The organism is Pseudomonas sp. NCHU5216, assembly GCF_052156495.1.
Lineage (GTDB): Bacteria > Pseudomonadota > Gammaproteobacteria > Pseudomonadales > Pseudomonadaceae > Aquipseudomonas.
Map to the genome: position 1 here is coordinate 236,235 of NZ_JBQLIX010000002.1, position 22,929 is coordinate 259,163.

At 55.3% G+C, this 22,929-nt stretch carries 19 protein-coding genes; 5 read left to right on the forward strand and 14 right to left on the reverse strand.

The features are described 5' to 3' along the window. Nucleotides 1–5 precede the first annotated feature (5 nt). The 4 genes from ACSVIK_RS02885 to ACSVIK_RS02900 are packed head-to-tail and all read left to right on the forward strand — an operon-like array spanning nucleotide 6 to nucleotide 9,409. A complete protein-coding gene (locus tag ACSVIK_RS02885) occupies nucleotides 6–1,997 on the forward strand; it encodes a methyl-accepting chemotaxis protein (RefSeq protein WP_442442876.1) in 1,992 nt (663 codons plus the stop codon). Next, entirely contained in the window at nucleotides 1,997–2,785 is a 789-nt protein-coding gene (locus ACSVIK_RS02890) for a CheR family methyltransferase (protein WP_442442877.1), read from the forward strand. Before ACSVIK_RS02885 ends, ACSVIK_RS02890 begins: the two co-directional genes overlap by 1 nt. Further along, nucleotides 2,778–8,492 (forward strand): response regulator, encoded by a 5,715-nt coding sequence (locus tag ACSVIK_RS02895; protein ID WP_442442878.1) that lies wholly within the window; start codon nucleotides 2,778–2,780, stop codon nucleotides 8,490–8,492. Before ACSVIK_RS02890 ends, ACSVIK_RS02895 begins: the two co-directional genes overlap by 8 nt. After that, a complete protein-coding gene (locus ACSVIK_RS02900) occupies nucleotides 8,489–9,409 on the forward strand; it encodes a chemotaxis protein CheB (protein ID WP_442442879.1) in 921 nt (306 codons plus the stop codon). Before ACSVIK_RS02895 ends, ACSVIK_RS02900 begins: the two co-directional genes overlap by 4 nt. A 50-nt stretch (nucleotides 9,410–9,459) precedes the next feature. On the opposite strand, the gene recA is transcribed toward ACSVIK_RS02900, so the two are convergent. The 10 genes from recA to ACSVIK_RS02950 all read right to left on the reverse strand — a co-directional run bounded on the left by recA (nucleotide 9,460) and on the right by ACSVIK_RS02950 (nucleotide 19,291). Then, the gene (gene recA / locus ACSVIK_RS02905; protein WP_442442880.1) at nucleotides 9,460–10,503 is read right to left on the reverse strand and encodes a recombinase RecA; all 1,044 of its coding nucleotides are present in this window, start codon (nucleotides 10,501–10,503) and stop codon (nucleotides 9,460–9,462) included. A 45-nt stretch (nucleotides 10,504–10,548) separates the two neighbouring features. After that, a complete protein-coding gene (locus ACSVIK_RS02910; RefSeq protein WP_442442881.1) occupies nucleotides 10,549–10,851 on the reverse strand; it encodes a hypothetical protein in 303 nt (100 codons plus the stop codon). Nucleotides 10,852–10,908: 57 nt separating this feature from the next. Continuing rightward, nucleotides 10,909–11,910: a twin-arginine translocation signal domain-containing protein gene (locus tag ACSVIK_RS02915; protein ID WP_442442882.1), complete on the reverse strand. Its 1,002-nt coding sequence runs from the start codon at nucleotides 11,908–11,910 to the stop codon at nucleotides 10,909–10,911. Between the two features lie 61 nt (nucleotides 11,911–11,971). Further along, nucleotides 11,972–12,520, reverse strand: coding sequence for a hypothetical protein (locus tag ACSVIK_RS02920; RefSeq protein ID WP_442442883.1), 549 nt, complete (start codon nucleotides 12,518–12,520; stop codon nucleotides 11,972–11,974). Nucleotides 12,521–13,056: 536 nt separating this feature from the next. Beyond that, nucleotides 13,057–13,410, reverse strand: coding sequence for a hypothetical protein (locus ACSVIK_RS02925; RefSeq protein ID WP_442442884.1), 354 nt, complete (start codon nucleotides 13,408–13,410; stop codon nucleotides 13,057–13,059). Between the two features lie 2 nt (nucleotides 13,411–13,412). Continuing rightward, entirely contained in the window at nucleotides 13,413–14,951 is a 1,539-nt protein-coding gene (locus tag ACSVIK_RS02930) for a sigma-70 family RNA polymerase sigma factor (RefSeq protein ID WP_442442885.1), read from the reverse strand. 26 nt (nucleotides 14,952–14,977) lie between these two features. Further along, on the reverse strand, nucleotides 14,978–16,090 hold the full coding sequence (gene dnaN, locus ACSVIK_RS02935; RefSeq protein WP_442442886.1) for a DNA polymerase III subunit beta: 1,113 nt from the start codon (nucleotides 16,088–16,090) through the stop codon (nucleotides 14,978–14,980). Between the two features lie 81 nt (nucleotides 16,091–16,171). After that, the gene (locus ACSVIK_RS02940) at nucleotides 16,172–16,954 is read right to left on the reverse strand and encodes a hypothetical protein (protein WP_442442887.1); all 783 of its coding nucleotides are present in this window, start codon (nucleotides 16,952–16,954) and stop codon (nucleotides 16,172–16,174) included. Nucleotides 16,955–17,153: 199 nt separating this feature from the next. After that, nucleotides 17,154–17,894 carry a hypothetical protein gene (locus ACSVIK_RS02945; protein WP_442442888.1) on the reverse strand — a complete coding sequence of 247 codons (741 nt, stop codon included), beginning with the start codon at nucleotides 17,892–17,894 and terminating at the stop codon, nucleotides 17,154–17,156. Then, a complete protein-coding gene (locus tag ACSVIK_RS02950) occupies nucleotides 17,894–19,291 on the reverse strand; it encodes a hypothetical protein (RefSeq protein WP_442442889.1) in 1,398 nt (465 codons plus the stop codon). The genes ACSVIK_RS02945 and ACSVIK_RS02950 overlap by 1 nt, the downstream gene beginning before the upstream one ends. 106 nt (nucleotides 19,292–19,397) lie before the next feature. On the opposite strand from ACSVIK_RS02950, the gene ACSVIK_RS02955 reads away from it, so the two are divergent. Continuing rightward, nucleotides 19,398–19,730: a hypothetical protein gene (locus tag ACSVIK_RS02955; RefSeq protein ID WP_442442890.1), complete on the forward strand. Its 333-nt coding sequence runs from the start codon at nucleotides 19,398–19,400 to the stop codon at nucleotides 19,728–19,730. On the opposite strand, the gene ACSVIK_RS02960 is transcribed toward ACSVIK_RS02955, so the two are convergent. From ACSVIK_RS02960 to ACSVIK_RS02975, 4 genes are all read right to left on the reverse strand, one after another. Further along, nucleotides 19,727–20,491, reverse strand: a complete 765-nt coding sequence (locus tag ACSVIK_RS02960) for a PRTRC system ThiF family protein (protein ID WP_442442891.1) — start codon at nucleotides 20,489–20,491, stop codon at nucleotides 19,727–19,729. The two genes, ACSVIK_RS02955 and ACSVIK_RS02960, sit on opposite strands and share 4 nt — an antisense overlap. Further along, a complete protein-coding gene (locus tag ACSVIK_RS02965) occupies nucleotides 20,491–21,201 on the reverse strand; it encodes a PRTRC system protein B (protein ID WP_442442892.1) in 711 nt (236 codons plus the stop codon). The genes ACSVIK_RS02960 and ACSVIK_RS02965 overlap by 1 nt, the downstream gene beginning before the upstream one ends. Beyond that, the gene (locus ACSVIK_RS02970; protein ID WP_442442893.1) at nucleotides 21,191–22,495 is read right to left on the reverse strand and encodes a hypothetical protein; all 1,305 of its coding nucleotides are present in this window, start codon (nucleotides 22,493–22,495) and stop codon (nucleotides 21,191–21,193) included. The genes ACSVIK_RS02965 and ACSVIK_RS02970 overlap by 11 nt, the downstream gene beginning before the upstream one ends. A 222-nt stretch (nucleotides 22,496–22,717) precedes the next feature. Further along, entirely contained in the window at nucleotides 22,718–22,927 is a 210-nt protein-coding gene (locus ACSVIK_RS02975; protein ID WP_270137913.1) for a PRTRC system protein C, read from the reverse strand. Nucleotides 22,928–22,929: the final 2 nt, after the last annotated feature.

The window sequence follows — 22,929 nt, forward strand, 5'->3', positions numbered from 1 at the left end:
CAACCATGAGCACAAACAACTCGCTGTTCAACTTCGCCGTTCTTCTGGCCCTCGGAACTGGAGCTGCAAGCGGTGTCACTGGGTACAACTACCTACAGCACCAGGCGCAGGAGAGCTTCCTGCTCAAACAGTCCTATGCACTGCAGAGCAACATCTCGCAGGCTATTTATCTGACTGAGCGTGCTGCGGCTGACAGCACGTATGCAGCCGAAATTGAGTCGCTTGAAGTGACTATTGATCGACTCCTCGACAGCATGCAGAACGGAGATCCTGTACGGGGTATCTCTCCTGCTCCGTCTAATGTGCAGGCCAATTTGTCGACTCTACGTGCGGTGTGGGAGGAGCTTGCTCCGTCGTTCTCCCAGATCATCAGCCGGCGTGGCTCGACAGACCTGTATTCCCGTAACCTGGCAGAAGCGGCCAAGGCAGGGGAGGGGACACTCAGCTCAGCAAAGGCTGCACTAAGTCACCTAGATGGCTCGGGCAACGAGTTGCAGAAGCGACTGAAGCAGGCGGTGTCGCAGCTAGAAGTTGGTACCACATCCCTTCTGCCAGGTAACTCTGTCACCACCGAAGCGCTTCAGGCATCGAGCAGCATCTTTGCGCAATATGTTTCAGAGCTAAATGCCTTGGGCAGCCAGCTACCCAAGAGTGGGCCCATGCTCGAATCCCTCATTGCGAGCTACCGCGGCGCTGGTACGACCCAAGTTCTAATCCAGAAGACCATCCAGACGTCTTCTGGTGCAGCCGAAAACATTCCGCATGCGAAAACAATTTGGGCTGCACGAGACCGGTTTAACGCCGCAACCTCCGGTCTGGTTACTAGCGTTGAAGCCCTACCAGCCGCCAGACCTTATGGGATCTATATGGTCTTCGGGCTCGGCGCTGCTTCAGTACTCCTCTCTGTTGGCGCGATGCTGCTGATGCGGCAGATCACCACTACTCGTTCTGAGCGAGTGGAGATACAGGGACGTAACCTCGAGTATTCAACTCGGAACAAGTCCAAAGAGATCAGTACCCTATTGACTGAGATTGGTGTCATCGCCGATGGGAATCTCAGCGCGAGGCTGACTGAAACTAACGAATCAACCCGAGAGATTGCTGTCGAGTTGAATCGAATGGTTGGCCGCATCGCAACAATTTTCGATGAAGTCAGCCACACCATCTCAGGCCTAGCGGCAGCTACAGAGCAAGCATCTGTGACTGAACAAAGTGTTGCTACCAACAGGGCCGAACAAGAGAAGGCAATTACCCACGTTAACCAGCTCATCAAGGGCCTCCTCACCTTCATCGTTCAGATCGAACAGATGACGAGCTCGACCGACCAGATCTCTGCAGAAATGCAGGACCGCGTACGCAAGGGGGAGCAGGCTGTCGGCCATGTACATGAAAGCGCTGTGATCCTGCAGCAACAAACCATGGCCATTCAGCATGCCTATAAACACCTAATCGAATCGTTCCAAGCGCTCGAGAACATGTCAGGTGTCGTTTCAGAAGCCGCGGCGAAAACCCAGCTGGTCTCCTTCCAAGCGAACCTCATTGCCGACCGCTTGGAAGATAAAGGAGTAGCTAAGACCGTCGCCTCTTCAGCCGCTGCTATGGAGCGTTTGGCAAGCGACACTCGAGAAGCAGTAGTGCAGATCAATGTCGTACTCAAAAGCATGGCAGACGCTGCTCAGGGCACACAGAAGGCAGTGGATGCCGCCCAGCACGAAACGGAGCAACTCCGAAACCGCTCATCCATCGCCCAATCGGCCTTGTCTGATATCAGCGCCATGACTGAAACCCTATCCAACAGCGTTGGGGAGGTAATCGATGGGACCAAATCCATGAAGGTTCAGTCTGGCGAAGTAGGGCACACGATGGACTCAATCGTGCACTACACCGCTGAAAACAGCGCGGCCAGTGAGCAAACGGCTGTTGCTGTTCAGGGCGTCAATACGCAAGCCCAAGCCGTTCACAAGCTCATCGCGGACTTCCGGAGAGAGACAGCTTAATGAGCAGCTTTGGCGCCATAGCCCAGCGCGACACCTTCGCCCGGTGGATTGAGATTCTCGAAACGAGGTTCTCAATCCAGATTGACGCCATTCGCTATCAGGCTCTGCATTCCGCCCTGGAGCAGTACGCAAGTGGTCTTGGTATCAACCTCGAGAAACTACTGTTCTCCGCAGAACAGAATGCTCTCCAGGCTGACCACTGGACAATGATCCTGCACCTTGCCACTAACCACGAAACAAGGTTCTTCCGATCTCCTGCAGCATTAACGCTGATCAAGGAAATATCTAAATCCTTACGGAGCCCCCGCATTCTGTCCGTAGGTTGCTCTTCTGGAGAAGAGCCCTACAGCATTGCCGTAGAGCTGCTTATGGCAGGTATGTGTGCGTTCCGTATTCATGGTACGGATGTCTCAGCGGTCTGCATTGAAACAGCCCTAGCAGGCATCTATCCCAAGCACGACTCCGTCCCCGCTAGAGCGGCTTCCACCAGCAGGACTCACATGAGCTTTCATGCCTGGGTTCGTAGCCTCGTCTCATTTGAGCAACACAACATACTCTCAGAGCGACCAATCGCGTTCTCAAGGCCGAACATCGTCCTAACCCAGAACATGCTGATCTATTACCGGCCTGAAGCCCGGTACGAAATTCTGGATCGGCTCGCAAATTTGCTCGATCCAGGCGGCTACCTAATCACGGGGCCTGCTGAAGCCATAAGTTGGGCTGGCACCGGACTGATTCGCCACCCACATACAAATCTGACCGTCTTCCAAAGGCCCGCTGATGTCTAAGCACGCACGCATTGCTCACCTCACCTGGCTCCGCTCTCCCATTCAAAAGAGCATTGATGCAGCCAAGATTCATCTCGACACGTACTACAAGAAAAACCAGGACCTTTCTGCTCCCCCGGCTGATGCCCAGCCAGTGTGGTTCAAAAACCAAGAGACAGCTCGAGATGAGGCACTTACACGCGCCCTCAGCGAAGTTTCTCTCATTCATTCGGCTGTTGTCGTTACTGAGTGCAAAGGTGCGGTTTCGCTCGCCCATGAGGTGAAGATACTTCTGAGCAACATTCAGAACGGTATTCAGCATGTAGGCCGTAGAGAGGATGCGCTCGTCTCAGCGATGAATGGTCTGCTCGCCGTTCCAAAGTACCTCTCTATGATCATCGATGGCGCACCAGACAGCCCGGTGATCCTTTCCAAGCAGATAAACGAAATTCGAGAGATCCGTGGCGTTCAGCTGTTGCAAGAAGACAACATGCTGCCAAACAGCGTTGAGTTCGTTTTCGTTGACCCTCCACACAAGGATAAAGACTGTCCTGCTTCTGTGAGGAACCGATCTTTTGCTAACGCACCGAAGCGATTCCTTGCGGCTTTCAGCTCGTTCATGAGCAATCAGAACAAAACTGCACTGTCCGAGATGAAGGAAGTTCTGCGGGAGCTACAGGTCGCTACCTACGACCAGGAAGTGGGTTGCTTCTGGTGGGTCGGTGAAAGCCTGCTGGACGCACTCGACTGCGGTGCAATCCGCAGTGCTGGCAACACCATGACGCAGATCAGAACCCTCTCTGTTGCCATACAGAAGGCGGCAACTGGAGGCGAAGAGGCTGCAAAGGACACTTTAGGGGTGGCACGCTTCAAGTCTCTGCTTGGGGTGCTGATGATGTCCAGCCGGCTACCAGAACATATCCAGAAAGTCCTGGAGACATTCAACGTTCGTGCAGCAACTGACCAGTCCCAGCTGGCAGCCCTTCAGGCCCGTCTCGATGAGATCCAGCCTGACTCGCTTGGTGAGGTGATAGGCGAGCTAAAGCCTATGATCCAAACGTCCATGGTTGCCCTAGGTCGATCTGTAGCGAGCAAGACCCAAGCTAGTTTTGAAAGCCAGTTTGAAGTGTTCAAAACCACCATGCGTCAGATCACCAGTGTTCTGTTCATGGTGAATGAAGACAATCTGGCGGCAGTAGCCACCAGCGTCATCAGTAAAGTTGAAAGGGTCACGACTCAGGCTGGCCTAGCCGAGCCCAGTCTGATCGAAGCCCTGAAAAACGACGTCATGTTCCTGGATCAGCGGGTGCAGAACCTAAATCCTAACGACGTTGTTCGTAGCCTGAACTTGACTGGCGTTAGCTCTGACGTAATTGAGTCCGTTATAGCTAACGCGGTTCAAGAGCTCGCCGTAACACGTCGACTAATCGCTCAACACATGGATAGCAATACCGGTGCAGTGGATCTCCGCTCTGGCCTGGGACGCCTGATCACAACAGCCAATGCACTTTCATTCTCCGGTCTGACAACCGCTGGCCAAGTACTACTTGGCGCCGGTCAGGGCTTCATCAATCTCCTCGAGGGCGATGTGCTGAAAGCTTCCCCTAGGGCCGACCTGGCGGCTAGGGCACTGGTTGCCGTCGAGACCTATCTGAGCTTCATTACCTCTCGCCTGACCCCCTCACCGCTCCTTCTGACACGGGCCGAGGAGGGACTTGCCGATCTGGGTATTGTCATCGAACACACCGAAGTGGTCTCGACCCCAGACCTCATTGCGCTGTTCGAAGAGGCTCAATCTGAAGACGCTGCGGACGATCCATTTCTCGCTGAGATGTTGGAGCTCCGTTCAGACCTGGAGCGGTTACTGCCTACCCCAGATGTCGTCAATCAACAGTCAATGGACTCCCTGTTTCGCGCTGCTGACCGCCTCGGTATGGCGGGCAAATTGTACGGACATGAGTTCTTCTATCGGCTGGCTAAGTCTCTATCCCTGGCCGCTTCCGAGTTGCGCCAGAACACGCCGAGAACTGAACAGGTTGTTCAGAACGCGCAGCTGGCGATCAAGGCCGGCGTAGAAATGACTCTTCGGTGTATGGATGAATACTCGGCCCGAGGCACCGTTGCCCTCTATACCCGTGATGTTGAGAGCGACTTGCTAAAGCTTGCTGGCCACGACGAAGAGACGGTCAGCGATGAACCCAGACAACAACTAGCGAACGCTGACCAACTGACACCCGAAATGATCATCCCTGCAGCAACTTCCGAGGTCATTCTTGTTGCTGAAACTCACCAGCGGCCTTATCCGGACGGCGTTGATGGGGTTCTTATGGAAATCTTCCGGGAGGAGTTCGCTACATCTTTACGCGTGCTTACGAGCTTCTGTGACTCAGGGAGCTTAGAGGTCAGTCGTGATATCCGCCGAGCTGCCCATTCCATTCTGGGTAACTCTGCCAATGTCGATTGCGCACCCTTGGTTGAGCTTTTCGGTGCTCTGGAGGCACGGCTAGATACGCTAGCTGCTGAAGGATCGCGTGTCTCTCTCAGTGAAGTCGCTCAACTCAAGCTTGTGCTTAACGATACGAGCGACTTCATCCACGACTTCCCTTGGACTACCGAAACGCCTCTTGTAGAAGACTGGCTTGATACAGTCTCGGTCCTCGGACGTGAACACCACCAGCAGATCAACTCTCAGCCTTCTGCCAAAGAGATTCTGCATGCAGAAACTCGATCAGAGGTTCCTGTGTCGGTTCCCGCTCCCGAACCAGTAGCGGCTCCAGCTCCAGTGAACAATCGCCCAGCAGAAGAGGTCACCAAGCCAGTCGTACGCGAGTACAACGATGAATACAGCTTTTACATAGACGAAGCAGACGATGTTCTGCCGAGCCTCCAAGCAAACGTAGAGGCCTGGCTTGGGGACATGTCCAACAAAGAACTTGTTGCCACCATTAAGCGCCAGATGCACACCCTTAAAGGGGCAGCTCTAATGGCCGAAGCAGATTCGATTGGTTCAATCACCCACTCGATGGAAAGCCTATTCGAGAGCCTGGCGATTCAACTGATTGCACCGGATGATGACTGTGCCCAACTGGTGAGCTTCGCGCTCGACTCAATCAGCAGCCTAACTGCGCTCATGCGTCGTGAGCTCCCATATAGCAAACCAACGCAGCTAATTGCTTGCCTAGAGCATGCAGTAGACAACAACCAGATTGATCTCTCCTTGCTCTTTTCGGACGACACAACTGTCGTACCGCAGGCCACCAGCACCGAAACAGAGTTGCCTGAAGAGAAGGCGAATCACGACACGCCTACGACCGAAGCACAAGACACAGCCGATCTACCCGCTGTAGACGACGAAGATCATCCGTCAGCAGTTGCACTGAATGTTGAAGGTACCGGTGACACAACTCGCAAGAAATCACGCCGCGGTGGCCGGGGGAAAGGGCACGCTAAACGTCATGCACAAGAGCGCGTAGCCAGCACTGACACTGTTGAAGCTGTGTCAACGGAAGTGCAGGCACCTCAACCTGAAGCAAGTAGTGCCACAGAAGAGGATACAAACCACCGCCTGGTACAAGAACCAGTTGTATCGCCTGAAACTGAAAGTGTTGTCCTCCACTCAACAGCTCCTCAAGCGGCCACCGAAGTTGAGGTGATCACTCCCTCTGCATTGGATGAAGAGATTCTGCATGCAGAATCTCATGAGGAAGTGGAGGTCAGCGCTAAGCAACGGTATGAGCAAGAGGCCGTTGATGAGTTCAATAGCCGCTACAGACTCGACGAAGTCGATGTAGAAAACGAAGCGGCTCATGTTTCGAGTGGGCTGATTCGCAACATGCTCTCCCGGGCAGTCGAAGCTGCAACGCCTGGAGTGAAGATTGGGACACTCGTGGCTTCAGAAAAGATCAAGGTTGACCTGAAGCTACTGGAGACAGCAGCCGAACAATCGAGTGAGCTCACTGCCATCCGCCACCGCCTTGCCGGCTTGAACGAAGAGCTGCTGATGCGCCTGACAGAGATCCGCGAGCGCTTTGACGCATACAGCCTTCATCAAGGCCAGTTCACTACCGCATTACGAGGTCTCCTCAACTCCCAACCGTCGCTACCCAATCACGAAGATCGCGAACTTGCTGGCCTCGAAAGATTTAACGATCTCTCTGCAATGCATGTAGGTATGGTCGCTGGGTTCGATGACATCAGAGAGGAGTTTGCGGACGCCATTGTTGTCGGCCGTCAGATGCGTACAGCCCTACGCGAACAAGGTGGTCTGATCAGCAATCTGCAACGTGACCTCCTGGACTCCCGCCTGGTTCCGTTTATGACCGTCAAACCTAGGCTGGTGAGCGCAGTGAAACAGACTATGTCCAGCACGAAAAAGTCTGTTGAGCTAAACATCATCGGCGCAGAGGTAATCATGGACCGCATGATCCTCGACAACATCACCGAGCCACTTACGCACATCCTCCGGAATGCCGTAGACCATGGCATTGAGTCGGCTGAACAACGCGCCGCAACAGGTAAAGCAGAGACCGGCTCCATCGTGATCAGCGTGTCACGCAGAGCCAAGAACGTGGTCATCACCGTTGAGGACGATGGCAAAGGGATTGATATCCAAGCAGTCCGTAGAAAGGCGATCGAGAAAAAGATCATCTCAGCAGCTGACGAGCTGTCTGATGCGGACATCATGCGCTTGATCACCCACAACGGTTTCTCGACCGCGTCAAATGTCACCAATGTATCTGGCCGCGGTGTAGGCATGGATATCGTTGCCGCTGCAGTCGATAGCCTAGGTGGCCAACTGCATATTGGGGCGACCCAAGGGAAGGGGACTACTTTCACGATAGAGCTTCCGTTCACCATCGGTGCAAACAAAGCAATGATGGTCAGCTCAGGCAGTCAGTGGTTTGCAATCCAGGGCTACTCCATCAGCCAGATCCTCATGACCAGTAGATCTGGACTTGAAGCCATGCGGGAGTCCAATGGGTTTGCTTTGGTTGAGCACCAGGGCGAGGAGTATGAAGTTGTACATCTAGCAGACCTGATTGCGATGCCCGACTCTCGTGGTGCGCCATCCAAGGATCAAGAGTCCACCTTGATTCTCTGTGCTCAGGGCGATACCAGAATCGCAGTCGAAGTAGCCCAGGTCGACTCCATGCCAGAAATTCACATCCGCAAGCTGGAAGGAATCCTGTCTCAGGTCAGGGGCATTGTGGGAGAGACCGAGCGCCAAGACGGAACAGTGGTCTTCGTGCTTGATGTCATCGAGCTCGCTCGTCTTAACCTGAAGCGATCCCATGACGGGTACCAGGTTCGACAGAACCGTGTTCGATCCATGAAGCGTGATCAGAAGCCTGTTGTCATGGTCATCGATGACTCCCGTGGTTTCAGGACGATGCTGGAGCGCCAGCTGACAGGCTTCGGCTACATCGTGGTTAGCGCTGTCAATGGCCAGGACGCCCTAGACAAACTGCCCCTTGAGCGGGGGCCTGATCTTTTCATCGTGGATATCGAGATGCCCATCAAGACAGGCTTCGAGTTTACCGAAGAGGTCAGGAGTAAGCCTGCGTATCAGGACATACCCATCATCATGATCTCCACCAAGTACGAATTCGAAGGCCGGGCTAAGGCAGCCGGGGTGAACAAATTCCTGAAAAAACCGTTCAACGCGCAGGAGCTTGAGCAAGCAATTGCCGAAGTAAAAGCAAACATGCCCCGAGAGATAGCTGTATGAGAGTTGGAATCGTCAGCACGAACGCAGTGCAGAAATCGATCGCTATCGAGCTCCTAGAGCCGTTGGTTGGCCAGATCACGTCCTATGACCTTAGTCATGCTAAGAGCGGGGAACTGGAAGCGACCACCGTTCACTTCCTCATCGTTGATCTGAGCGACCCAGCTCTTCACACCTGTGACGAAGTCATGGATCTCGTCGCCAACACTGACATCTGCCTGCTTCATGAGAAGGAGCTGTTCAAGATGACCAGTGAAGAGAGGATCGCGTGGCGTAACAAGACCATTGAAGCGTTCATCGCTGCACGTCCTGACCTGGCTACCGACCTGAGCAGCAAAAAGGATGAAGCCGACAACAAGCACACACCAGACATCTGGATCATCGGTTCAAGCGCCGGCGGCCCACAGGCACTGAAAGAGATGCTCACGGATCTGCCGTCACTGCCGATCGCCATCTTTATCGCACAGCACATCTCTGAAGCTGCCTACGGCCAGATTCTCAACCGAGTCCGAGATGTAGCTGCAAACTGGAATGTGCACTCGGCGTCTGACGGCATGCTGGTGGAGAAGGGGGCTATATACATGATCCCGCGTGACAGCAATGTCGAGATAAAGGGGGGGGCGATCAAGCTCAGAACAAGCCCTCCGCGCGAACTGCAATTTAACCCCAACATCGATTCGCTGATCCGTTCCGTGTATGCAACACATAACCGTCTGGGGGTAGTCATCCTTTCCGGAATGGGAATGGATGGGTCAGCTGCAATTCGCGGCATCAAAGGTAAAGCAAAGCTCATCCTTGCTCAGGAGGAGGGTTCATGTGGCGCCAAGGGCATGCCTGATGCTGCTCGCAAAACTGGCGCAGTGAATCTCTCTGCGACCCCTGCAGAGTTAGCCAGGCACCTGGTTAAGCTCTACGCATAACAAAAGGCCACCTTCCGGTGGCCTTTTAGTTTCAAGCCCGCGGAGGCCTACTACACGGCTTCCGCTACCTCTTCTTCGAGGGATTCAACCTGTTCAACCGGCACTGGAGCGGTAACACGCTTAGCGAGAATCAGTTGCTCGATTTCCTGAGCAACACCTGGGTTATCTTCCAGGTACTTAGCCGCGTTCGCCTTGCCCTGGCCGATCTTGTTGCCCTGATAGCTGTACCAGGCCCCTGCCTTCTCCACGATGCCCAACGGCACACCCAGGTCGATGATTTCACCGGTCCGGTAGATACCCTTGCCATACATGATCTGGAATTCGGCCTGACGGAACGGCGGCGCTACCTTGTTCTTCACCACCTTGACGCGGGTTTCGCTGCCGACCACGTCGTCGCCTTCCTTCACCGCGCCCGTACGGCGGATATCCAGGCGTACCGAAGCGTAGAACTTGAGAGCGTTACCACCGGTAGTGGTTTCCGGGTTGCCGAACATGACGCCGATCTTCATGCGAATCTGGTTGATGAAGATGACCAGGCAGTTGGCGTTCTTGATGTTGCCGGTGATCTTGCGCAGCGCCTGGCTCATCAGGCGGGCCTGCAGGCCAACATGGGTATCGCCCATTTCGCCTTCGATCTCGGCCTTGGGCACCAGGGCAGCCACGGAGTCAACGATGATCACGTCAACGGCATTGGAGCGTACCAGCATGTCGGTAATTTCCAGGGCCTGCTCGCCGGTGTCCGGCTGGGAGACCAGCAGGTCGTCAACATTGACGCCAAGCTTGCCGGCATAGTCGGGATCGAGGGCATGTTCGGCGTCGACGAAGGCACAGGTAGCGCCGATCTTCTGCGCTTCGGCGATTACGGAGAGAGTCAGAGTGGTCTTACCCGAAGACTCCGGGCCGTAGATCTCGACGATACGGCCCTTGGGCAGGCCGCCGATACCCAGCGCGATGTCGAGGCCAAGGGAGCCGGTGGAGATCGCAGGGATCGCCTGGCGCTCATGGTCGCCCATACAGATAACGGCACCTTTGCCAAACTGCTTTTCGATCTGGCCGAGTGCTGCGCTAAGCGCCTTCTTCTTCTGTTCGTTCATGGTGTCTGTCCTATCGTGAATGCGCGGGATGCGCTAAGTGAAGTCTTAACCGTTGAGATGCGTGCCAGAACCAGCAATAAGCTGTCGCACTGCGTCCAGCTGGTCTTCCAGGCAGCGGCCAGCAACACCGCGCAGGAGATCAATTGCACCAGGGTTGGCGCGATCGACCTGCTCTTTCAGGAAGTTCAACTGCTGATTGGTGTCAGAAGGGAAGGTGGTGCACTTGAACTCTGCACGTACCAGAGTTTCGGTGCCGAGTTTCGTGGTGACTTGGATGGAGGCGTCGTCGAGAAGAGTCGCGAAATTGCGGATCAGTGGTGCGGTGTGGATCTGGATGCTGTTTTGCATTTTGGTAGCCCTCGTGTGCTCGAGGACTACTCTACGAATCTCAATCTGTGCCAGAAGCTAGGAACAGGGCATTTGGGGCTCGCACATACCCATCACCTCGTCATAGGTCTTGCAGCAACCCACAGGTACCCACCAGACAAATGCATAGATCTCTTCGAGCGAGACAGGATAGAGCCTCATCGCCGTGTCCAGGGCAAAGCTTCCCGCCTGGAAGCCGACCGTTACATGTGGAGCTGTCTGCTGCAGCTTTCCAACCGACAAAGCCGCATTGAACGGAAAGGAACCAATCGCAAAGCCGCTGACATGGATAGCTCGGTAGGCCGCAATACCGGCCGCGATGGCAGCGTTGTCGTTGTGGGAAGCCATCTGGCGTGGATACAACGGGCCCCAGTTCGGACCGATGCAACGCTCCTGGCCGAAGAGATTGAACATCGAGGTGAATGTATTGCACTCCAGTAGGCCCAAGCCTGACGCCATAGCGATGTCACGGCACCCTGTATTCCAGGTCGGGTCCATCTCTGTGTCGTAGATAAGCTTAGGAAAGCAGTCGGGCATGTTGCTGTTGAACTGCTGAACCGCCTTCTGGATCAACTTATTTGCGGCCGCTCCACAGACATCGCCGACATTGGTGCTCGGTGGATTCTCGGTTCTCGCCTCGTCAACACCACATAGTTTGCAAGACTGATAGGCCATCGCCATATCAATGGCCCATTCAGGAGCCTCCCAGATTCGGACCTGCATGGAGGTGTAATCGTTATTGTCGGTACCAGTGCTAAGCGGACTGCCCATCGACTGACCCATAGCCGTATCGCCACCACCTTTAATCACTTCAATGATTGCGCAAGGTTGATAGTGACTGACAATCAGGTAGTCCTCACACCAGTAACAACACGGTCCGTAGACCATGTACTCGAGTGTGGCAGGGTCAACACTGATGAGTTGGACGATTGATGTATCGATTGCCCAGGCTTTGGGCGACTTGACCCCGAAGCCGACCCCTGCAGCTGCAGCACATGCAGCAGCTGAGAGCTTCACAAACTTCCGTCGAGTTAATGGCACCGCAGGCTACTCCAAAGGCTTTTCATACCTGGAATAGTGGGCCTGCAGTGCCCCTAAATGCTCAATTCAGTGCAGAAGCCAAACCGCTGAAAGGGATGCTGGCAAGGGGAGTTATCTCGCCTGCGGAATGCGCGTCTTCGTCGGCTGGATTCATCACGTGTACAACCACGTCATCACCCTCCATCCGAGCCGTTGTCAGAACGCGCTCTGATCCCACTTTTGGATCGAAAGCGGTGACGTAGACCTCATGCTCAGAGACATAAGCACACACTCGGCTACGGAACCGGTTTGCACCGAATTCGCCCGGGCGAGGCTTCAGAGCGACTACTGCTCCTGAGATGTTCTGCGCTAGGTCGTGCTGCACCTCGAACATCAAATTTCCTACCTGGGCCTGCCCCTCGGTTCCCCACACTTCACCATCGAATGAGTAAGTGGCCTCTCCCGACTCGCCCAGTAGAACCTCATTCTTGAGGCTCTGAATGAAACGCTCCATAGCCAGCTCGCGGAAGCCTTCCTCGCTCATGTGAGGAGGAAGGGACACTCGAAGAACGCCATTCATATTGACTGGAATCTCGATGACTTGGTTATCAGGGGATGGGGCGATAGACATGGGACTTACCTCTGTTGGAATAACGCTAGTATTGGCAGCAACGCTCTGTGCCACTAGCGGCTAAAAGGGGCAGTCCACAGCCACTATTGGGATTACTGAAGAGGAGATCTAACGGTGGAAGAACTCATTGGGGCCCTGGGAATCGCGTTTGTGGCTATCGCGATTTGCATACTCTGGAACAGCCGAATGAATGCCCATGTTCGTGTTGCCACTCAACCGGAACTCGAGCCGGAAACCAACGCAGGTGACCAAACGGCGACAGCTACGCGATTCAGAGCTATGCCAGGGCTAGCGCCAGCCCAGCCAGCGGCCGCAGAGCCTGAAACCACACTCGCTGATCTTGCTAGTGAGGCTATGACTGAGGAGCCTGAGACATCACCGGTTTCAACTCTCGACCAACCGGATCACGAGGATGTTGATGTTCAATTGCAGCTAGCCTACCAACTGCAGGTCATAGGAGATTTCGAAGGCGCTGCTGAGTACGCGCAAATGGTGTCTAGTGATCAGAGAGCATCGTCACGTCAAATCGAACGAGCTCAGAGCCTGTTACGCCGGGAAAGTGTCGTTTGAAACGCATGGGCAATCCTGCCCGCCTGCAGACAGCCTTCGGTACGACCGAGCATCACCTGAGTTTCCTCATCGAACAGCCCGCCAGCTGGCATGGAGCGCCAGCGACAATCGGAGTAGGGCACCTGGATCACTTCTTCGCTGATCACGATCGAATCTGAACCTAGCGCTCGCAGTCGCTCTGACATCAGCCTGACGTTGCTCTGACTCGCCTTAATGGTGAAAGCAACACCACCGTCAGCTTTGAGATCTACCCCCACAAAGCTACCCATCACGCCTTGCACTTCGATCGCTGTACCAGCGACTGGCAGTTGTGAACCCATGATCATTCCTCCCAGAGCTCGAGCAGGCTTTCGCCGTATTCACTATTGCGCAGTTTCTCCAAGGCCTGGCACTGGATCTGGCGAACCCGCTCCTTGGACAGATTCATCATCTCAGCCATGTCAGCCAGGGTCTTCTCCTCGGTACCTCCCAAACCGAATCGATGAGTGATCACAAGCATCTCTCGATCATCCAGCAGCTCACTGAGAATGCCACCCACAAACTCGCTGGCATTCTCATCTACAACTTCCGTCTCGAAGCTGATGTTCGTGTCCGCAATCGATTCATGCATACCTTCAACATCAGCGGAACCAGCCTCCTGGTAGGTGCTATCGAGAGACACGGGTTTCCCGATACCAACCAGGTACATCAAGTTCTCGACGTCGTCTGCAGACAAACCCGTCATCTCTTCCAGCGCTTCCTGCGATGCATTGGGGTTGGCCGCTAGGGCCGCCTTCAGCTTCTGCAACGATTGATGGGCACCTTCAGGCAAGCGGATCATCTCTTGCTCATTGAGGTCTCGCAGAATGCAGACGCGAATCCAGGTAACAGCGATCGTCGAGAACTTGAATCCCATTTCCGGGGCAAAACGGTAAACAGCGCGAACCAGGCCCATGTTCGCTGCGGACCGAACAATCTCAATGTCAGCGAAGCGGTACTGATAGACATGGCGCTCTACCAGACGCATGTTCGCCTTGACGAAGGTTTCAACACAGGCCTCGATATCGCGACCAAAACGCATGAAGACCGACCAGGATGCCAGCAGGTCACCTGCAGGCGCTTCACCAATAGTTGCCGCATGCAGAATCTGGTGCTGACGTTCAACGATCCCGTTGCGCAGGCGCTTCATCTCCGCCGGCGGATAGAACTTCAGCTCATAGCCCCCTGATGCCAGCAACGCCGGAATAAGCTTCGGCGATGTCCAGTTCCCACACACGATGCCTTCAACTTGAGCCTTAGAAAGGCGTACCTCTTCAGAAATGAACTTCACCAGGTCACGGCAAAGTGCGCTCAGGCCTTTGCACTTGACTCGAAACTGATCAGCTGCGCGATTCAGGATGTAGTCGTACGGAAGGATTTGACCCAGGCGCGCGCGGAGTTCGTCGCGTACCGCGGCCGTAAACAGCGTCTCATCCAAACCCTGCTTCGTCATGGCACGCAGCTCACTGATCAGACTGCGGATCGAGTTGAGTTTCTTGCGCGCAAGGTTTGCGAACTCAGCCTTTGGCAGCATCCCAGCGCGGAGCCAGAGCCCCTGGTGATAAACCAGCGCGACAGCCTTGTCGGCGTTGTCGTTTTCACCCAAGGCGTCCCACATATCCTTCACCATGGACTCGACGATGCCTGTGTCCACCGCAAGGGCGCTTACCAGGTCCAGCTGGCCTTGGATGATTCGGTATCCAAGGCCCTGCTCCTGCTCAGCACTGAGCAGGGTCTTGGGGCCATCGAGAACGGGAATGGGAGGCAGCGCCTCTGGCAAGCGGAAACCAACCTTGCCAGACCGGTGGCTGGGCTTCACAGCATTCTTACTGGTTGCAGTCATGGTCATCTTCATTCCCCTCGCCGGCGCTAGAGGCGAACCGGCATCAATACAAAACTGTGTGAGGGGAAGTCTGTTGGACGTAGCAACGTGCCAGAAGCTCCGTTGTAAACAAATCGAAGTTGGTCAGACGGCAACGACCGCACAATCTCACTAGCCAAGCCAACCTGCAGACCGACTTCAAAGGGTTCACCGGTGTAATCACAAGGCAGAACATCAAGCGCAGCGTCGTCACCGGCAACGGACTGGACAGTTAGGCTCTCACCTTGACAGCCCAACCGTACAAACGGAGAACCTCCTTGGGACAGCAAAGCTACGCGAGAGAGGGAGTCAGCCATCTCCTGACGATTGATCTGCAAGGGCACCCCTTTCTCAGCTGCATTGATCAAACGCCGGTAGTCAGGAAACTTCCCATCGATCAAGGTCGAGAAGAGAACACCTGTCGGTGATGTAAATCGAACCAGGTTGCTGCAGATGGCCAACTCAATCTGCTCCTCCGCAGCTGACGAAATGAACAGTGCAACGTCTTCGATGCAGCTGCTGGGGAGAATGAAGGAATCATCGTTGACCGCCTCAACACAGAGGTCTACAACGCCCATGCGTAGCCCATCAGAAGCAGCGAGAGTAAGTCGCCCAGGCGCCATCTCAAACAGCACCCCATTCAGATAATGGCGTGCCTCATTGCGAGCTGCGCAGAAGCCAACCTGCCGGAGAGCACCGGCAACCATCGCGCCATCGACCAGCATTACCGTCGAAGCAAAGTTGTCGATAGTCATCTGCGGGAAATCAGATGCGGGGAAGGCCAACAGGGTGAATCGCGCACTCCCGCAGACCACTTTGATCTTGCCATCACTATGGCTCAAGGTGACGCCCGCCGAGCGGGGGAGGGCCGACACAATCGATTCCAGCTTGGCAGCCGGGACGCAGAAGCTCTCGTCATCACCAGAGGTCAAGAAGGCAGCAGTATTACCTTTGAGAGACATCTGCTGGTGTGCGTTGCTCGCAGTAACCTCGATAGATCCATCGGCAAGCTGAAACAAGAGGTAACCGTGAGCGCCACCGTTCTTGCGGGGCGAAATTCTGCAGAGGGGCTTCAGCAGATTTCCGAGATCGGTGGAGGTGGTTTCAATAGTGCTGGCCATTGGACGCTTCCGTATTTGGATTTCGTCCATCTTCCAGCGCAGAGGCCCGTGCCAGAAGCCTTCCTAGCAGTTAGTGAAACCTTAAAACGCCTCAATCAGCAGCTTGCTGAAGGCCGCATTAGAAACTCCGACCTCACCCCTGAACGACCTCTTCTCGGCCAACCTCGCCATGTCCCCCGCAATCCGTCGCGAAAAGTCGGTTTGGCCTATTCGGGCATAGAAGATCACCATCTCCATGTGCGCTTGTAGGCGCACTGCGTCACTGGAGAACTCGAAGAAGTCTTGCGGCGGTGGGTATGTGCCCTGAGATGCGGCAATCATCATATTGAGCAGGCGCCTGACGTCATCACTTGCTGCATCCGGGTTCCTTGCCGCAGCTTTGCGTAGGAACGCATTAGCATCGTCGGTGTGACCCGTCACCACATAGCTGATTGCAATTTGAGCGGCGGCCAGCCCACCTTCCTTGCCAGCCGGTAGTCCGTTAAGCAGCTCGGCCTGCAGGGATGACGCACGCTCCAAGTCGCCTATGGACAGTAGATTCAGCAAGCGGGCCTGGAGGCCCTCAATGTAGGCTTGCTTATCATCATGGCTGAGCAGCACCAGCATGCCTCCCAGCGATTCTTGGTCATTTACCTTCGCTGCCAGTGCAGTCGTCTTCTGCATAGCAAAGCGCTTGCCTGCTCCATCAGGGAGGGCGGCTATAGCCTTCACTGCTGCCGGGAGCCGTCCTGCTCGGGCCATCTCAACGGCTTCTGCGGCCTGCCATAACGCGTCTTCGGGCAGAGCACACATCCACTTCTCTTGGCTATCCATGAACTCGATTAAGGACTGAGGCTCTGAAACGCCGATGCTGGCCAGGGTCAAACGAGCATCTCGGATTACAGCATCGCGTGCTTGAGCGGAGACTGCAGGGCCGATCGCGTTTTGTACCAGTATCTCGCTCAGACACTCCTTGCTAGCGATATCAGAGCATGCGGCCGAGGCCGGGGAAGCCACCCATGCTGGCTGGGAAACGCACCCAGAGCCGCAGGCCAATGCCAGCAATGCAACGACCAGGCGCACGTTAGTCACCCACGGGAATGTGGTGCACCACCTTTCCCTGTCGCGTGGAGAGCTCAAGAACTGCCTGAGCGAAGTTGCAGACTGGCGCTTGTTCACGGCCAAACGTGAAGACATGTGAGCCTTTCAAGAGCATTCCCTCTGCAACTTTGCTCTCCTCTCCCGACTCAAACATGCGGATCGGGATGTATCGGCTCGTCGCATAGTCGCTCGCAACTCGGGCAACATCATCGCCGGCAAGCAAGTAGATCTCGTCAGGAAGGCGGCTTTTGAAAATACCATCGAGCATGTCCCGTACCACTGCTGGAGCAAGCCCTGAATCACCAGCAAGGATCACACGTCGCAAGGCTTCCTCTGGCTTGTTGGCTTCAATCAGTCGCTTGTAAATCGATCTGGCCGCTTCATCAATCAATCGGATGCCCGTTGAGCATTCGGGAATCAGCACCCGTTCTCGCAGCTCCTCCTGCCTCTGCACGAGTTGCATCCAGAGACCGGCATGGATCAGGTTGATCTTTACCCCATCCCAATCTGCACGATGCCGGCACTGCGCCACACCCACTGTCTCAAGGCGAAAGTCGATTGGGTCTTCCAGGGTTCTGAGGTAAGAACGATAGTCCTCGTCTACACCTCTGAATTTTTCAGACTCGATGAAATGCATCAGTGAGAAATACGGTTCCCCCAGCGGGTGCTGGGCCGAAGGGTATCCGGTGAAAGTCACGAACTCGTATGGGTCGTAGGTGGTCATCAAGTGGACGCTCTCGGTTGTCCGGTGATCCTGACCAGGCGCTCATGCAGCCTCACCAGGCCAACAGCAGTCGGGGATCTGTCCACAATATCCTGCGACCGTTTGATGAGGCTCGCCAGCGATTCTGCCTTCACCAAATCCCCAGTGGCTCTGCTTAGAACATGGCTCTTCCAGGTCTCCATCATCGACTCGGGGAGCAACCCCGGTGCCTCACGGCCCAACAGCCTTTCGCAAAGCTCAATGAATCGTGCATCGGTCGAGCCTGAAGCGATCTCAAGCCATCTGCTTGGGTCGGCTTCCTGCAGGTTTCTCATCCGCTCTTGTTCAACTGCTGAGAACTCTCCTGCCCATAGCCTGTGATAGACATCGAACGGTTGAGGGGGAAGGGCAAGGATTGCATCCTCCTTCAGTCGAGCAGCGAGGAAACGACTGTTTCGCAAAAGCGCCACGTTGGCCGCGACCACTTCCAGGTTCACCCCCAAGCGCATGGCGTCCTCTTTGCGTATGGCTTTTAGCGGCGAGCAGAAGGGGAGGCGAGCCAGGCTTATACGAACTAGAGGTTTGCTCCGATCATCTGGCCTTGAGCGAACCAGGACACTCAGGTCATCCGTTGTAGGGTCACATAGCTCAGTCAGATCGGATTCGAGGTCTGCGGCAAACAGAATGTCAGGGTAGTTAGTATCAACTGCCACCGGGAACGCAATCACGGCGCTGCGCCGGCCGCCGATAGATGAGTGGATGATAAGTGATGGCCGGACTGCATCCAGGTCTGTCACCTCACCGCCGTCGAGTCCCAAGGACGACCTCACACCCGGCAACCACGACGTCTTTATCGAGTGCTCAACCATTTTGGGAGCCGCTTCTACCAGAGCACCCAATATCTCCTTGGAGCGAACAGCAAGGCTGTCGCCGCTTAGCTTCGCGTCCCATGTGAGGAATTGATGCAAGTTGGTCATCTTCACACCTGGCCAGGGAAATACCTCTGGCCGCAGGAGTTGTACCGCAAGTGCGATCGTCTCCAGGTCGAGGCAATGAAGCCCATGCGGATGGGATGCCCCCGGGAAGGGCAGCAGATTCCGGTACATGCTGAAGCGCAGGAACTGTTCAAGCCGCCCGGTACCACCGAAAGCGACATGAAGGCAATCTGGAGCAGTGAACACTCGGTGAGCCGCGCGGGCCCAACTCAGCTCAGATACACCTGCTGCCAGATCCATCAAAGCTGCATCGCCATCTTCAATCTGTTCCGGCGATGCAAGGACGTCATCCCGCAGCTGAATGTTCGTTGAATCGTGTGCGACAGAGCCAGGCAGGCAATACAGGGAGTCGTAGCGTACGAGCTGACCGTCTGCAGGGTGCTTACCGATAGTAATCGCGTCGTAGAAATGGATGCTGGGCATTGTGGTTCCTCTACCCCAAATAGTGTGGAGGAAGTGCCCCTAAAATGGCCCTCAGCATGGATGAACCGAAGTTATACTGGCTGCCGAACTGAGGAACTGACCCATCTTGAAGACCACCACAGTCGATCTGCCGCATAGCGCTGTACTGCTGATGCTACTTGCTGAACAGCGCGTGCATCTTGCCTTGAGCAATACTGGAGAGTCGATTGACCAGGTGGTTCCCCTTTGTTCCGTGCATGTCCGGGACGGGGGCGTGGTGGGAGTAGTCGCGGACGGTGATCTTCCCGTCCTGCAGGACTTCTCGATCTGCGTGAAATGCTCCGGGCACTATGTCCGCGACTTGCGCGAGCATTTCATGGCCCGGTCATCTCAGGCTGAAGATGCAGCTGAACGATTGGCCGAGGTAGTCTTCCGCTCGAAGCAGTTGGCTTTGATCTAGGTTGCCGGGAACGGGTAACTGCCTTGCTCACCCGTTTCTAGGTTGACCATGATCCAGTGTTTCCGAGTTGATCCAGTGCGCAACAACTCCCACAGGGGGTTCATCGCCGCAGTAGCAACCGTCCGGTTCACTAGACAGTCCTGGGAAGCAATGGACTCAGCCACAGAGCACGACTTCACATTGCTATCCGCGCCAGTTTCGACTTCAGGGTACTCCTCAATCACACTCGGGTAGCTATCGCGGCGTACCTTGTGGAGCGCCCCTAAAACAGCCTGTCCATTGCGGTGGGCATTGCCCATGTCCAACCACAGTGCGTCCCGCTGAATGCGGCCTTCGTAGTTTCCGATTGCTCGTCTGGCTGAGTTCACATCGACGCAGCTGATGACGACATCTGCCGTCTCCATGCAGTCTTTTGTCTCAGGGCTTGGGAACCGGAAAGGAAGGCCACTCCACTCGGTACCGAGGTTCAGGTTATAGCGATTGGTCAACGCGAGCGCTTTGTACTGACCAATGTCACACGGCCAGAACCGCTGGCGTACCACGTTAGATTCGCGCACTTCCGAATCGTCAATAACCGTTACCTTCAACCCCGCTGGATGGCCCAGGCTTCGCAGAGCAACGTGAAAGCTGGCGAGGCAGTCGATAACTTCGCTGCCGTTACCACCCGCGCCGATCACCACGATTTCAATTTCGTCGGTAGTCCAGCGAGCTGGGGCCTCCAGTACCGGTGCAACCGGCAATTTCAAAACCGCGCCACTCATTAGGCACCACCTGCCATGACGGCTTGTTCCAACGTCTGGTGACCGCCGCGAGCATACACAGCGACCAGCTTGCCACTGGGGAAGCTCTTGGCACCCTTTTCGCTCAACGTCTGGTAGAAGCTACAGAAGGCTTTGTAATCGCTCACGCCATTGATCACGCTAACGCCGCCCAAGTGGGTGTTAGTGCAGCGCAGCACAAAATTCTCCCAGCCCTCAATGCTGGACACCGAGTGGTCACCCGGCGTCTTCGCGTTCCCCGTGCAGAAAGAGCCATCCCCATAGACGTTTCCGAGCGGAGGACGATAGAGCAGGGTGTCCGCATCAGGGCGGTTCTTGCCTTTGTAGGCGTAGCAACGAAGCTTCCCGCCAGTGGCGATATAGAGCAGGCCGGGAATCGGGGCATTGAAGGAACGGAGAGGGCCATCCTCCTTCACCATCACATCGATACGCTGAGGCGGGGTGTACCAAACCAAGCAGCTGCGGCTTTTCACCAGAATCCTGGGGTTGAGAAACTCGACGCCATCCTCAACGTTGAGCAGGACATCGACCAGCGCCTCACGGTCCTCCACGGAGAAGGCCCGGCCAGCCCCGAGCACAAACTCGCCCGGCTTATTCGTGCTAACAACGTCGTGGCAAGTCAGGTCGATTCGATTGGACTGCTTGGACTTGTACACGACAAGGGCTTTGGCTTCGGTATCGTTATTGAGCATGGGGAGCGGCCTTAAGAGAAGATTGGATTCGTGTCAACAGGTCAAGGCACTGTCGAGTTCTATCCATTATCTTCAACGTGTCCTGTGCCAGAACCTCCGCGTTACCGATAGGCAGGCCGACACATACCTCTGCACACTCTTGGGCATACGAATTGAAGTAATCGAGCGCCTCGCAGGAGAGATTTGGGAACTTCTCGTCAACCTCTACCCAAATGCAGTCAAAGAACCGCAGGCCGACATCCTCAGAGCCTGGGAAGTTACTTTCGTCAAAGTAGTACCCTTCATCTCGGTTCCGCTTGCATAGCTCAAGTGCCTCAATCAGCACCTCAAGTAACTCTCGATGTTCTGAACCGTGATCGCGTATCTCCTTCGCCTGAAGAATGAGCGCAGGCACCTCATGGGGCTCGTCCGCATTCGCCACCGAGTAGCCAAAGTCGGTTCTCAGTTCGTGCATTTCGGAAAGCGTGTAGACCGCATGGTTTATGGCCTCCTCGGTGAGCCCGTCCCCTTCATCGAACAGACCGATCATCTCAGCTTCAAATGGGAAATTTTCAGACGGAGTTGTCTCCAGGTAGTTTGCGATGGCCATCGGATTGCTCATGTCCACCACGTTTTCCATCCCTTGATATGCCTCGTCAATTGCGCAGCAATAAAGACTGCCGTAGCCCATAGCGCTGGCGGGTGTGTTGAACGGCACAAGGTGCCGAGACATCAGGTCGAGGGTTTTGACCAGGATGATGTGGATCGGCAGGAAGTCAGAAGTCAGTTCAGGGAACTTGAGGTTTATCACCATCCGGTCAGTTGCGACCAGGTAGAGATGCTCTCCGTGGATCGCAGTGCCGATAACCTCATAGGTTTCGTCATCGCTCAATGAGGGCTCCAGCCTCAAATCCTCGGGAATAAGCGCATCCAGAGATTCGTGGGCCAGCCGCAGAAGGTCTTCTCCACTGTCACGGACATTCGCCACCACTGGAGCGAGCTGTGCCTCATTCAACAAGCCGGCCTCCGCGCAGGCCAAGGCAATCGTTGAGGCATAACCAACCTCGATGTGCTTGGAGCTCAAATGCTTGCTCAGCAGCTTCTGCTGATCTTCCGTGAGCATTTGCCCCAGGTTCAGTTGCAGGCTTGAACCTACCCTTTCAACTGCCAAGTCCACCAGTTGGTACAACCCGTAGCCGTTGGGATACAGGTTCAACAAAGAGAGGTCATCAGCGGACAGGTAACCACCGCGCTCTGCCTCAAGGCAGAAAGCGCCGTGATTGGTGAAGTCAACGCGGTAGCCTGAGTTCGACATGAACACTTCGGCTAGGGAGTCTCGTACCGCCTCGCTAATGCGAGGCGGGTTGAGGGGGCTTAGCGGGGGGATTGGGAACTTAAAATGGTTCCCGGCTTGCTGGGCGAGGAGAGCAGTTTCCACAGTCGCACCTTTTGTTCAGGTAGGAGATCAGGCTCCTTATTCTCCGCACCTTCCGGCGTGCCACCAGCAGCCCACGACCGCAGCAGGTCGAGGGGGCTGTCAGCCCCGATCACCGAAGTTTGCTTGCTTGAACTCGTAGACATGGTTGTCTCCTTCGATGATGGGTTCGATGACCTTTGCGCCCAGCAGGCGAGGGAACTGGCCGGCGTAGTGCTTCATTACTTCCTCCGGCGACAGAGCCGGGTTCGGATCAGGCAGGTCACGAGCGCCGAAACGGAAAACACGTACCAAATCGAGAATCTGTGCCATAA